This window comes from Streptomyces sp. NPDC037389 (assembly GCF_040636475.1).
GTDB lineage: Bacteria > Actinomycetota > Actinomycetes > Streptomycetales > Streptomycetaceae > Streptomyces > Streptomyces hesseae.
Map to the genome: position 1 here is coordinate 38215 of NZ_JBEZUS010000026.1, position 13209 is coordinate 51423.

A 13209-nucleotide genomic window follows, 5' to 3' on the forward strand; every position below is an offset into this window, starting at 1 on the left:
CAAGGAAACAGATGGGAAAGTCGCGCGCCCGGGTATGGGGTGCCGTACAGGACTCACGCGGCGACGCGGTGCTCGGCGAGTTTGTCCAGCATGATCTGGTTGGCTTCCCAGCCGTCCGGGAACTTGGCGCGCACGGACAGATGCACCGGGTCGGTCGAGGGGTGGCTGTCCAGGAGGTCGGCGATGCCCTCGCGGGCGACGACGATGCACGCCTGCCGGTGACGGGAGGCGAGCACGCACAGCCGCCCGGCCTCCAGATGGAAGGCCGTGGCGTCCCGGCGGCCGGACAACGGGTGCACGAAGATGACGACTTCGAACTCGCGGCCCTGCAACCGGTTCGCAGTGTCCACCGCCACGCCCGGCGCGCCGAGGCTGCCGGTCCGGGCGAGCGCGGCCCGGACCAGGTCAGCCTGGTCGCGGTGCGCGACGCCGATGGCGATGTCGCCGGCGTCCAGGGGCCGGCCTCCCGGGTGGCGCTCGCAGGTGGCGACCGCTCCGCGGTCCAGCAGCCGGCCGGCGAGGTCGGCGGCGGTCTGGAGGGTCTGGGTGTCGGTACGCGGGACATGACGACGGGGCAGCTCGTGCAGGGCCCAGCCGGTGGTGAACGCCTGCGCGAGAGTCTCGTCGAGATCGGCGCGGGCGAACCCGGCGGTGCGGAACTCCAGGGCACGCGTGTTTCCACCGGTTCCGGCGGTGAAGTGGGCGAACGGGTAGAACGCTCGGGAGATGGTGGGTGCGGCCGAGGACGGCAGGCGCCAGGACACCGGCAGCCGGTGCACAGGAATGTTCTGGTTGTGCTCCAGCATCACGCTGACGCCGTTCTGCGTGGGGTCGTGCGGCAGCCCGATCCAGCGCTCGGTACCGACGATCGTGAACGGGTCCAGTTGGCCGGGGTCACCGACGAACAGGCCCCGCTCGAAGCGTTCGACAATCTGCAGCAGCATGTCCGAGCGCATCTGGTAGGCCTCATCCAGAATCGCCCAGCCGAACGCGGCGTCTCGGACGGTGGCCCACTTGGCGGCGGTGGCGACGATGATCCGGCAGCCGGCTAGGTCAGCCAAGGTGCGGCCGACGGCGGTGTTCGTCAGGGTGTCAAGGGCCGGAGACGGGGCGTAACCGGTGGCGCTCAACCGTCCGACGGCGATGCCGGGATGCTCTCTGGCCAGACGCACGACCAGGTCGTCGACCTGGTTGTTGGTCTGGGCGACGATGATCGGGCGCTCGCCGCTGTCGGTGAGCTCCTGGGCGGCGCGGACCACCAGGGTGCTCTTGCCGGCGCCCGGCGGGGAGTCGACGACCACGGCCCTGTGACGCCCGTCGGCCATGTCCGCGAGGATCGCCCCGGTGGCAGCGGCCGCGGCCGCTGCAGGGTCGGGCACGGCCGGTTCGGGCGTTGTGCTGGTTTCAGTCCTCATTGCCCCACTCCTCTGCGGCGGCGTCCTCGGGAACGGCGGAATCGGTGCCGACCCCGTCGGCGGCACTGTGTGTCCACGGGGTGGCGTCGGAGGCCGGGAACTGCGGTGTCGGGCGCCACCCCGGGTCGGGCAGATAGGCGATGCGCTGGCCCGGTTCCGGGACGGTGCCTTGCTTCGGGACGCGGCCGCGTCCCATGCCGCCGGTGATCTCCACCGTGACCCGTGTGGTGGCGCCGTCGGGGAGGACGGAGACGATCATGGCTTTGTGTCCGGCCGGCATGGACGGGCTGACCAGCTTGGTGTCGGCGGACAGCCGCACGGGATCCTCGGTGCGGACGGTGATGCGCGGCCGTGGCACCCGCCTGTTCTTGTCCGTGGTGACCGTCCGGCCGGGTTCGGCTTCCACGACCGTCCCGGCGAACGCCTCACCTGCGCTGCGCCGGTCGGCCAGCACGAAACGATCGTCGAACGCCATGTCGGACTCGAATTCAGCCAGCGCGCGCTCCAGCCAGCCCAGCCGCCGGGCCGCGCCGATCGCGGTGTCCCGCTTGCGCTGCGGAAGCCCGCCGGAGTCCCGGTAGTCGGAGTAGTCCGTGAAGGCCTTGCAGTCGCCCTCGAAGCGCTTGGCGGTCCGCGGTGCCTCAGGCACGGAGCGCAACAGTGATATGGCCTGCCACACCATGCGCCAGGTGGGCTGGATCTGTCCCGCAATCAGCTCCCGCAGTTCGGCCTCGGCGGCGGCCAGCGCGTGCGGGTCGCCGAGTGCGTGGGCCGTGTCGAACTTTCTGATCGCCGGGGCCAGGTCGCGGTTGTCGAACTCGGGGGAGGTCGACGGGCCCGCTGGCGGGCACACGTCCGGGTTCTCCGCGTCGGCCATGGCCTGCTCGACGCTCAAGCCCGACGGGGGAGCGATCCAGGCCATCAGGGAGGCGAGGTTCTGGTCCTCGAGCGTGCTCTGGCCGGTCGCCCAGTGCTTGGTGAGCATTGCGGTGACGGGCAGCAGCATGGAGGTGCCGACCTGTTCGGCCCTGTCGACCAGGAACGTCAGCCACATGCCGAACTCCGGTACGACGTCCGGCACCGCGTAGGGACCGGACGTCGCACGGAAGCGGCACATGCGGCCCAGGTCGGCCAGGGCTTGGATGCCGCCGGGGTTGGGCACCAGGATCTGAGGCGCGTCGGTGTACCGGGAACGCTCGCCTTCCCCGCGGCGGTCCTGGCGGAAGGAGTCGATGTAGTCCATCACGATCCGGCCGATGTCGGCGGCGAACGCGAACCGCTGGTCGCGGTTGCGGGGCTGGGCCACGACGAGCAGGGTCCCGTTCCTCTTGGCGGAGCCGACCATCGCGGCCAGGGGAGCCCCGGCCTCTCCGGCCATGGCCAGCGGGACGATCACCAGCGGCCGGCCCGACAGGTGTTGGTGCCGGAACTCGGTCAGGGGCACCGCCTGCATCGACTCCATGGCCTGCACGTGTGCCAGCGCCGACAGCGTGCTCATGCCGCACCCCCGAGGTCTTCCAGTTCTGCGCGCAGCCGTGCGGCGTGCTGCAGGGCCGCGGCCATCTCCACCTGGTCGTCGCTCGGCGTCAGTTCTCCGCGAGCTAGCCCCATGACCATGGTCGTGGTGTCGATGCCGCCGAACTGCTCGCGCACCACCGGCCCGAGGACATCCAGCGAGGCTTCCGCGCGGGCGCGGGAGCGGCAGTAGAACGCCATCTCGCAGTGGTTCAGGCAAGCCGGGCGGTACGTTACGAGGACCTGATCCAGTGCCTCGGTCAGCTCTTCGGGAGGGCGCCGGGGCCGATCCTCCGTGTCCGGGGCGAGGTCGAAGGTGAGGTCCTCGGGCAGCAGGTCTACCAGGTCCCCGATGCGTTCGATGCGGGACAGCTGACGCGTCAGGGCGGCCACCTGCTTGCGGGCGTCGACGAACGCCCCGGTCGGCCGGTTGGTGAAGTCCTTCGGCGCGACCAGCACGATCGTGTCGGAGACGGCCTCCTCGCTGATGCCGGCCCGCCCGAGCAGGTCGCGCAGCGCGATGATGTACGCGCATGCCTGCGTGGTCGCCGCCCGCACCTGGGCGGGGGCGGCCTGCTCGTCGATGATCGGGAAGCTCTTGATCTCCACGACGTGGAAGCGTCCGTCGATGCGGAAGGCCACCAAGTCCGGTTCCAGGTACGCCTTGTGCCCGCCGATCTGCAGGCGCAGCATCGGGTGGTCGAACAAGGTACTGTCGCCCTCGCCTCGGGCGGCCCGCAGTAGGACCTCCTCGGTGCGCTCATGGCGCTCCTTGGAGCGGCCGTCGCCGCCGACGTCGTTCAGGTCCTCGTACCCCACCTCGGGCAGTGTCAGCTCCAGGGTCTCGCGCAGGACGCGCAGGAGTTCCGCGCAGCCGTTGTCCTTCACCATCGCCTCGAAGGCGTTGCCGCGGGTGATGGCGAAGGAGGACTGGCCGAAGGACGGGGGGTGGCCGATGTGTGTGGCGATCGCGGCCTTGTCGGAGCCGGCGGCGTCCAGCAGGGCCCGCAGTGTGCAGCGCGGGTTGTTCTCCAGGGCCGCTAGCGACCGGGCGTTGTAGTCCAGGCGCTTCGCGGATCCGCGCAGTGCATCGAGGCGGTCGTCGACTGGTTCTTTCACGGTCTCGTAGATCCTTGCGAAGGATAAAAGGATGCGGGGAGATGGAAATCAGGCGCGGGCGGACCGCAGATGCGTGACGCCCCGCAGGGGCGCGCCGAACAACTGCTCGTCGTCACCGAGGGACTTGCGGGCCTGCCGCGCGGACGCCGTCCGGGTGGCGCGGTCGGTGTCGGTATGCACGTCCAGCTCGGCCTGGGCGGCGCCGATCACCTGCTGCGCATCCAGGGCGCCCTCGTGACTGGAGGCGTTCTTCGGCATAGCGTCGGGGATGTTGACGGCGAAGCGCCACAGTAGCCGCAGGGCCTCCGGACTGGGCCCGTCCGCAGCGGACTCGGCGGAGCTGCGCACCGCTTCGGCGATGCGGATCGCGCCGGTGAGGAAGTCCACACGCGGGGACAGCGGGCCAATGACGCGCTGCTCCAGCGTCCAGGTGCTGATGGTGATCAGTGCCCGCACCGGGGTCAGCAGGTCGTGCGCCAGTGCCGGGCACAGGTAGTAGGGCCGGGCTCCCGGACTGGAGCGGTAGGAGCGTTCCTCGTCCCGGCGCAGGCTGGAGAGCTTGGATGCGGACAGCTCTCCCGGGAAGAACGCCTCGTGCACGCCGACGATCAGCTTGGGCGAGGCCGGGACCCCGAGGAGCATCAGGGCGCGGTGGACGTGTTCGCGTGCCGGGAGCTGCGACCCCCGGGCGGCCGGAGCAGCTTCCGGCGCTGGGCTGGGCGGGGCGGCCGCCGGTTCATCGGCGTCGACGAGAGCGTCCCAGGCCCGCTCGGCGCGGCGCAGCTGCATCCGCAGCTCGCCGGCCCGTTCGGTGTCACCGGCGGCAGCTGCGTCGCGGATCGCGCGGCGCAGGGTGCCGATGCTCTTCTCCAGGGCGTCCAGCGGATCACTCATGTACCAGACGGTACCAGAGTTCCAGAGTTTTCCAGACTCTTCCTGTGATTCGAGGTACAGTCGGTGTCACCGAACCTCCGGCCGGGGCGGCGCAACCCGCGCCGCCCCGCAGGCCGTTGCTCTGGAGGCACCCGTGACGGGACGCGTATTCCACACCTCCGACTGGCACCTGGGCCGCCAGATCGGCCGCCATCGACGTGATAGCGAGGTCGACGCCGTCCTGGACGAAATCATCGCCATCGCCGAGGACTACGCCCCCGACCTGATCGTGCACAGCGGCGACCTCTTCGATGGCCCCCGGCCGAGCCTGGACGACATGCGCCGCGCGGCCCAGTCACTGCGCCGCCTCGGCACGATCGCGCCCGTGGTCGTCGTCGCCGGCAACCACGACACCACTCACGTCCTGACGTTCCTGGAGTACGTCCTCAACGACATGGGCTCCCGCGAAGGAGACCAGACCCGGGTCCGCTTCGCCACCGACGCCCGCCCTGACAGATTCCTCGTCGCCGAATACCCGACCAGGAACGGGGAGCTCACCCTGCGCATCGGCGCACTGCCCTACCTGCACCCCAACCGCTTCACCTACGACTTCGCCGACTCCGCCCTGACCACCGCGACCTACGCCGAACGGATGCGCACCGTCCAAGCCGAGGTCTACCGCCGCCTGACCGCCGACAGAGGCCCCCGGGACGTCCTCGTCTACGCCGCCCACCTGTTCATCGAAGGAGCCCTCCCGTCCTACTCGGAGCGGCGGATCTCCCTGAGTACCGAGTACGCGGCCGCAGCTACGGACCTGCCCGACGTCGCCTACGGCGCCCTCGGCCACATCCACAAACCCCAGCCCGTCGGCCGTTCCGGATTCCCCGCCTACTACGCCGGCAGCCCCCTGCAGATGGACTTCGGCGAGACCGGCGACACCAAGAGCGTCGTACTCGCCGAGATCGGCCCGGACACCAATCCCCGCATCGAACTCGAACCGCTCACCGCAGGCCGCCGCCTGGTACGCCTCGAAGGAACCCTGGAACAGATCGCCCACCAGGCCGCCCGCGTGGGGGACGCCTGGGTGAAAGCGGTGGTGAACGTCGACGCCTTCGACCCGTCCCTGCCCGCCACCCTCGCCAAGATGCTGCCCCAGGCGACGCTCGTCGACATCGACGAGCGCCGTACTGGCACAGCCCACCGCGTGCTGGACCGGCAGACCTCCACCACCGAACTGCCCGACATCGACGACCTGCTGCACGACTACCTCGCCGACCGCGGCACCGGCGGCCCGGCCCTGGACCGCGCCATGGCCGCCTTCGCCCACCTGCGAGCCGAACCCGACCCCGAGGACCCCGCACCGTGCTGCGAGGAGACGCTGCTGACCGCGGCCATCGCCGGCCAGCCCCTCGACACCCTTGACCGCTCCAGCCTGCTGACCGGCATCGACACCACCGACGCGGAGACGACGCGATGAAACCGATGACACTCACCCTCACCGGATTCCGCAGCTACCCCGCCCAGGCCACCGTCGACTTCACCGGCAAGAGCCTGGTCGCGGTCCTCGGCGACACAGGCGCTGGCAAGAGCAGCCTGCTCGACGCCATCGCCTTCGCCCTGTTCCGCAAAAGCTCCTGGGACGCCAAGGAACCACGGCAGCTCATCGCCGATGGCACACAGGCCATGAGCGTCGAACTCACCTTCGTACACGACGGGCAGAACTGGCGTGTCCACCGCACCATGCACGCCACCAACCCGAACGCGGGCCGGCACCATCTGAAAAACCTGGACACCGGTGAGGAGACCGACGGCGCCACGGCCGTCGACAACCGCATCAAGACGGTGCTGCAGATGAGCTATGACACCTTCCTGAGGGTTGGGCTGCTCCCGCAGGGCAAGTTCGACCAGCTCCTCACCGCCGCTCCCAAGGAGCGCAGCGAACGGCTCCGTGAGCTGTTCGGTGCCGAATCACTGGAAGCAGTGCGGAACCTGGCCGCCCGCCACGGCCGCACGCTCCAGCAACTCCTGGGCGACGCGAAAGCCAAACGGGCCCCCATGCCGGACAACCCGCGGGAGACGGCCGCCGCAGCCGGTGCGGCCGCCGACGCGGCCACAGCCCAGGCCGAACGCCTGAACACCGCCGTCGTCCGCATCACGGCGCTGCAGGAAGAGATCTCGCAAGCCCGGGAGACCGCGGCGGCAGCCACCAGCGCTTGTCAGAGCCTGGCAGCGCGCCAGGTGACCGACGTCGGCACCGTCCTCGACACGCTCGAGTGCGCCGCCACCGACCTCACCACACGGCGCGATCTCCTCGACCGGCGTGCCGAGCAGGCTGCGGCCAGGGAAGAGGAACTGACCGGAGCGATCATCGCGGCGGAGAGGCAAGGAGAAGGCCGGGACGCCCTTGCCCAGGCCGCACTGCTCCTGAAGACCCTCGCAGAAATTGCCGAGGAATACCGAGACGAACGCGACCGGCTGGTCTCCCTCACCGCACAACTCGACAACGAACACGATGCCATCGCCACGGCGGACGCGGAACGTGCCGAACGGGCCGCCCACGTCGAAGCGGCGGCAGAGGAAGCCCGTGCCGCCGCCGAGACCAGCAAGCAGATCCGTACGCACAGCACAGCCGTCCGCACCGCGTTGGACTCGGCCCTCTCGGCGGCCCGGCGCGTCGCTGACACCACGCGCGCCCACGCCACCGCAGTGGGTCGGCAGGAATCCGCCCACAAAGATCTCGGCCCGGTGGAGGCAGAGGTATCTGCGGTCCACAAAGATCTCATCGCGGCCGAGACACATCTGGAGGCGCTGCGGTTGCGGAAAAGGGCAGCGGCGATCGCCGCCGAACTTCACCCCGGCGACGACTGCCCTGTATGCCGTCGGCAGCTCCCGGTCGATTTCCACCCAGCACCGGCCGATGCGGATGAGCTGGCCGAGGCGAACACGCAACGAGAGCAGGCCAAGAACACATACGACAGGGCCCTCGGCCTGCGCGCCGCAGCCCGCGCCACCGCAACCGCTGCCGATGAAGCGGTACTCGAACGTGTCCACGAGAACGAAACGGCACAGCAGACGGCGCAGGAGACCACCCAGGCAGCGGAACGAGCCTTCCGAAGCCTGGAGGCCCTGGCCACCGAGGCAGGCACGGACTTCGACGCCCGGTCAGCCTCAGCAAGGCTGACCGCCGCTACCACTGCCCTGGCCGCCCCCGCCGCCAGCACCACCGCATCACCGCACCAGCAGCACCCCGAGCAGGACACCGCAGTGATCACCCACGCCATCGCCGCATGCGAACAGGCGGCTGCTGCACACGCCGAAAAGCTGCAGGCCGAGAAGCATCGCCGCACCGCTGGAATCGAAGCGGACCGCAAAACGCTGGTAGAGCGCAAGAAAGCGCATGATCGCGACAAAAGAGATGTATCCGCAGCTCAAGAGCGGCATGCTCGGGCTGTAACAAGGACCGTCACCGACATCGGCATGCTTCCCCCGCGGATCCAGGCGATGCTGTCGCACGACCCGATCAACATCGTCGTCGGACAGACGGACGCCGCCACCACAGCCGTCAACGCCCAGCAGGCCGAGCTCCAAGAGCTGCTCGACCAGAGGGAAGCAGCCCGAGCGGAGAAGACCGCGGTGCTCGCCGATCAGCGCACGCTCGACCACGACACCCACGCCCGCCTGGAACATCCCCTCGGCAGATTGTGTGACAACCTCGACGCGTGGGCGCAGGCCGCAGACCAAGCTTGCACCCGACTCGAGGAGGCCGACCGGCCAGCGCTGCCAGAGGCTCCCACCCAGCCGACGATCGCCGAGGCCCGCCACTACGCTGCCGCCCTGTCGGCGACGACCTCAGTACTCGGCGACAAGCTCATTGAGCGAGCCACCACGGCGACAGAACGCGCATCCGCCGCCGAAACCCGCCTCGGCGAGCATGTAGCCGCGCTCGCCGATAGCGACGACTTCGACGCCTCAGCCGACCTGACCACACCCACATCACTTCACCCCCTCGTTGCCGCAGCCGCGCAGGCAACCAAGGAAGCCGAAGACCAGCGCTGCAGACAACGAGAAGCACAGGACCTGATCAAGCCGGCCGCTGACCTGGACTTCGCCATCACCGCAGGTGAAGCCCGCTATGAAGCCCTCGAAGTACTACGCCGCGAACTGGTCGACGCCAAGTTCCTGGGCCACCTCACCACACTGCGAACCCGCGCACTGCTCGGCGTCGCCAGCGACCTGCTCGGGCAGATGTCCGACGGCCGATTCGGTTTCGCAGACGACTTCGGCATCATCAGCCGCAGCTCTGGGGTCGCCCACCACCCGAATCGCTTGTCAGGAGGGGAGAAGTTCATGGCGTCCCTCGCTCTGGCCTTGGCGCTTGCCGAACTGCATTCCCGCAGTGGGCCGACTCTCGGCTCCCTCTTCCTCGACGAGGGCTTTGCCGCTCTCGACACCACAGCCTTGGACCTGGCACTGGAGGTACTGCGTGCCCGGGCCGGGGGTGACCGCTTGGTGATGGTGATCAGCCACCTGCACGCCGTGGCCGAGGCTGTCGATGATGTGCTGTGGGTGGAGCGGACCGCCGTCGGCTCATCCGCCCGATGGCTCACGCCGGCTGAGCGAGACGACATGGTCCAGGGCGACCTCGCCAGCGGACTGCACTCCCAGGCGTGATAACTACTACAGCGCACGCTATCCATCACCGTCCGGGGGCACCCACTCCCGCCGGACACGGTGCTGCCTCGCCCTTCGAAGGTGCGCCTCCTTACTAGAAGATCTACCGCTGTGCCGCGTGTTTGTCGTTTTGCGGCCGCTGTGCACCCGGGGCGCGCGACGATGAACTGTGATGCCGGGAAATGAGCCTGCTGGAGGAGGCCGTGGAAAGAATGGTGATCGGCGCTGACCATGTACACAGTGCGGCCACGGTCCGCCGTCGGCAGCGGGAGTTCGTGCCGCCGTCCGAGTTGTACCCGGTTGCACCCAGGGCCGATGCTGCCCTGGTGGACCAGCTGTTCTACGCGACGGTAGATGAATGTCCTGACCCCCACTGCCGTCCGTTGCTCCTCGACCGCGTCGCACACGATGTGTGGTCGACGCGCAAACTGGTCGACTGGGCATGCTTCATCACGTCGGAGACGTACTGCGGGCTTCCCGCGGAGCTCGTGGACGAACAAGCGTCGGCGGATACCGTCTTCCGTCCCTCGGTCACCTTCCGCCGGCTTGCCGCGGAGTACCACAACTCAAGAGCAACCAACGCCATTTATGACGCGTGCACAGCCGCACAGCTCCGGGAAGCAGCGGGCACCGCCGTCGCTCTGGTCGACGGACTCCAGGTGTGGGGAGCGGACTTCCTCTATCAGTGACCCCCGCCCGTCCCACCCCGCGAACCTTCAGCCGTTTCCAAGGGAACCACCTTATGGCCACCAACCCCCGTCTTGCTGTTCCGGACAGCCACCCGCCTTTGGCCGACGACATCGCGCCCGTCCGCCGTACGCTGCGCCCCGATCAGCAGGCGGCGGTGGACAGCGGAGTACGCGGGTTGAGGAAACCGGGTTCGCGTGGTCACATGGTCTCCGCGTGCGGTACGGGTAAGACGCTGATCGCCCTGCGGACGGCCGAGGCCCTCGATACCCGGTTTCTGCTGGTGGTGGTGCCGTCGAGGGATTTGATCGGCCAGTGGGCGGCGGCGGCACGCGCGGATGGGCGCAGGGAGGCGTTGATGGCGGTGTCGTCGCTGAGCGCGGACAAGCACCCCGTGCTCGCCGAGGCAGGAGCGAGCAGTACGGGGTCGGGGGAGTACCTGGCGTACTGGCTGGCCCAACGCGCCAAGAAGAACGAGCCGGCGACCGTGCTCGTGACCCTCGACTCCCTCCCACGGATCGAGGAAATCCAGCACTCCGTCTTCCCTGCCCCGGTCTTCGACCTCACGATCATCGACGAGGCACACCGCACCGCGGGCTCCTGGGACAAGGAATGGACCATGGTCCACGACTCCTCCCGGATCCGCACCGACCGCCGCCTGTACCTGACCGCCACGCCCTATGAGTGGGAGGCGCCGCGCCTGGCCGAGGCCCCGGACATCCGGCCACGGCCCAAGCGCACCCCCTCCACCGCACCGGCGTGGGAGTCCCCGTCCCTGGTCGCCTCCATGGACGACCCGAAAGTCTTCGGCCCCCGCCTGCACACCTACACTCACGCCCAGGCGATCGAGGACGGCGTCCTGGCCGACTACCAACTCCTAGTCCCCACGATCACCGACACCGACCTGCGCACGGTCCTCACCGACCCCGACCGCACGCACACCGGTTTCGCCCCGACCGCACGCCGGACGACCGCCCTGCACCTGGCCGTCCTCAAAGCGATGACCGAACACGACCTCAAGCACGTGATCGTCTACTTCCAACAGGTCGCCGACGCCGAAGACTTCGCCCGCCAGTTCCCCCACACCCTGCGCACCCTCCCACCCGAGCAGCGCCCCTCCTGGGCGAGCAGCTTGTCCGTCTCGTCGATCAACGGCAACCACACCCCCGACCAGCGCGCGAAACTCCTCGACCGGTTCGCGAAGGCCGACCGTGCTGTGATCACCAACGCCCAGGTCCTGTCCGAGGGGATCGACCTGCCGGCCGTCGACGCGATCGTGTTCGCTTCCCGCACCGAAAGCGTGCGCCGGATCGTCCAGGCCCTGGGCCGCGCCCTGCGCAAACCCCCCACCGTCGACGCGAAAACCGCGAGCCTGGTCATCCCCGCCTACACCCCACCCGAGGCCGATCCCACCGACCTCCTCGACACCCCCTACGAAGCCCTCTGGCTGATCACCGCCGCGCTGCGCCACCACGACCAGACCATCGCCGCCCGCGCCCCACGCAAGAGCACCGCGCACCGCCTGGACGGCGACACCCACCGCCTCCTTACACGCCGGTTCCGCTTCGACTTCACCCTCGCCCCCGCAACGATCGCCCGCGCCATGGACCTGCTGGCCTGGCCCTCCACCGGCGCGGTGCTCTCCGCACCCCGCCGGACCGGCCTGGCCGCCGCCACTCGGTACCACGCCGAGCACGGCCACCTGAAGGTCCCGGTCGACTACACCGACGCCTACGGCTACCGCCTGGGAGCCTTCATCGTCGGCCAGCGCACTGCCAATCGCCGAGGAACCCTGACCCCAGACTGGATTACTGAGCTCGAGTCCCTCGGCATGATCTGGGACGAGCACGAAGCCGCCTTCGAAGGCAACATGACCCTCATCGAGGCCTTCCATACAGAACACGGCCACCTCGCCATCCCCGCCCAGGATCCTGGCGGCCGGTTCCTCGTCGACCAACGCGGCCTCGCCCGCAAAGGCAAACTCCCCGAAACCCGCCACACCCGCCTCACCGCCCTCGACCCCGACTGGCTCCTCCCATACGGGCCCGACTGGCACCGCAAATACCACCTCCTGACCGGCCACCTCCAAGACGGGCACGACCCCGCAACTCTGCGCCGCGACACGGTGGTTGACGGTGTGAAGGCCGGCGCTTGGCTGCAGCGCCAGCTCACCACCTGGAGCGCCCTCGACGACGGCCAGCGCCACCTCCTAGCCCGCCTCGGCCTCACCCCGGACCGCATCACCCTGTCGACGAAGAAGACCACCACCGTCCCCGCCACACCCAGCACCCCTAAGACCAGGAAACGCCGCTCTTTCGAACAGACAGCCACGCTGCTGCGGGCCTTCGTGGAACGACATGGCCGTCCTCCTGGAGCTCGGGAGGGGATCGAGGTCGACGGGGAACGCGTCATGATCGGACCCTGGCTCTGCAAGATCCGGACCGGCCAGAAGAACGGGCAACTCTCAGAGAGTAGAAGTCAGTTGATCCACAGCATCCTTCGCGAAGCGGACGCTACCCCCGCCGAAGAGGAGCGCCCCGAATTCTCAGAGATCCCGTAACTTTTTGCCCATGGTTCCACTAAGGAAGCACCCCCCGAAGTGCTACCTTAGAGTCCCGATGGGGAAGCCGCCCGGGTCCGGAGGGCCCGCACCTTCGACAGGAGAGCGGCTCATACCATCTGTGAGCCGACAGACCCAAGCCTCCGAGCGGATCGCCGGCCGCACCCTATTCCTGCTGCCAGCCTTAGGAGTTCGCGGAGCGAACTCCGTCGAGAGAGACCGCGGAGCGGGATCTCGCACATGCTCGGATCGCGGAGCGAACCGAGCACCGGCCGCGGAGCGGCCGACCTGCGTCACGGAGTGACGCAGCGTCAGCGATGCGGAGCATCGCTGACGCATCCGTCGCGTAGCGACGGCGCGTCAGATCGG

The 13209-nt window shown here is 69.0% G+C and carries 8 protein-coding genes; 4 read left to right on the forward strand and 4 right to left on the reverse strand.

Translation table 11 applies throughout. The features are described 5' to 3' along the window. Positions 1-53: 53 nt before the first annotated feature. The 4 genes from AB0E98_RS32690 to AB0E98_RS32705 are packed head-to-tail and all read right to left on the reverse strand — an operon-like array spanning position 54 to position 4943. On the reverse strand, positions 54-1415 hold the full coding sequence (locus tag AB0E98_RS32690; protein ID WP_361709878.1) for an AAA domain-containing protein: 1362 nt from the start codon (positions 1413-1415) through the stop codon (positions 54-56). Continuing rightward, positions 1405-2913: a hypothetical protein gene (locus tag AB0E98_RS32695; protein ID WP_361709880.1), complete on the reverse strand. Its 1509-nt coding sequence runs from the start codon at positions 2911-2913 to the stop codon at positions 1405-1407. Before AB0E98_RS32695 ends, AB0E98_RS32690 begins: the two co-directional genes overlap by 11 nt. After that, positions 2910-4049 (reverse strand): hypothetical protein, encoded by a 1140-nt coding sequence (locus AB0E98_RS32700; protein WP_361709883.1) that lies wholly within the window; start codon positions 4047-4049, stop codon positions 2910-2912. Before AB0E98_RS32700 ends, AB0E98_RS32695 begins: the two co-directional genes overlap by 4 nt. Positions 4050-4097: 48 nt before the next feature. Continuing rightward, positions 4098-4943 carry a hypothetical protein gene (locus AB0E98_RS32705; RefSeq protein ID WP_361709886.1) on the reverse strand — a complete coding sequence of 282 codons (846 nt, stop codon included), beginning with the start codon at positions 4941-4943 and terminating at the stop codon, positions 4098-4100. Positions 4944-5076: 133 nt separating this feature from the next. Here AB0E98_RS32705 and AB0E98_RS32710 point away from each other — a divergent pair, with 133 nt between their 5' ends. The 4 genes from AB0E98_RS32710 (at position 5077) to AB0E98_RS32725 (ending at position 12840) form a co-directional block, all read left to right on the forward strand. Beyond that, positions 5077-6399 carry an exonuclease SbcCD subunit D gene (locus tag AB0E98_RS32710; RefSeq protein WP_361709889.1) on the forward strand — a complete coding sequence of 441 codons (1323 nt, stop codon included), beginning with the start codon at positions 5077-5079 and terminating at the stop codon, positions 6397-6399. 5 nt (positions 6400-6404) lie between these two features. Further along, on the forward strand, positions 6405-9593 hold the full coding sequence (locus AB0E98_RS32715) for an SMC family ATPase (RefSeq protein WP_361709890.1): 3189 nt from the start codon (positions 6405-6407) through the stop codon (positions 9591-9593). A 182-nt stretch (positions 9594-9775) separates the two neighbouring features. Beyond that, a complete protein-coding gene (locus AB0E98_RS32720) occupies positions 9776-10282 on the forward strand; it encodes a hypothetical protein (protein ID WP_361709892.1) in 507 nt (168 codons plus the stop codon). A gap of 53 nt (positions 10283-10335) precedes the next feature. After that, positions 10336-12840 (forward strand): Helicase associated domain protein, encoded by a 2505-nt coding sequence (locus AB0E98_RS32725; RefSeq protein WP_361709895.1) that lies wholly within the window; start codon positions 10336-10338, stop codon positions 12838-12840. Positions 12841-13209 lie beyond the last annotated feature (369 nt).

What these genes read in the sequence shown, in the direction of transcription:
- AB0E98_RS32690 (WP_361709878.1), bottom strand. Translation starts at nt 1,415, where the DNA reads ATGAGGACTGAAACCAGCACAACGCCCGAACCGGCCGTGCCCGACCCT.
- AB0E98_RS32695 (WP_361709880.1), bottom strand. Translation starts at nt 2,913, where the DNA reads ATGAGCACGCTGTCGGCGCTGGCACACGTGCAGGCCATGGAGTCGATG.
- AB0E98_RS32705 (WP_361709886.1), bottom strand. Translation starts at nt 4,943, where the DNA reads ATGAGTGATCCGCTGGACGCCCTGGAGAAGAGCATCGGCACCCTGCGC.
- AB0E98_RS32715 (WP_361709890.1), top strand. Translation starts at nt 6,405, where the DNA reads ATGACACTCACCCTCACCGGATTCCGCAGCTACCCCGCCCAGGCCACC.
- AB0E98_RS32720 (WP_361709892.1), top strand. Translation starts at nt 9,776, where the DNA reads ATGAGCCTGCTGGAGGAGGCCGTGGAAAGAATGGTGATCGGCGCTGAC.
- AB0E98_RS32725 (WP_361709895.1), top strand. Translation starts at nt 10,336, where the DNA reads ATGGCCACCAACCCCCGTCTTGCTGTTCCGGACAGCCACCCGCCTTTG.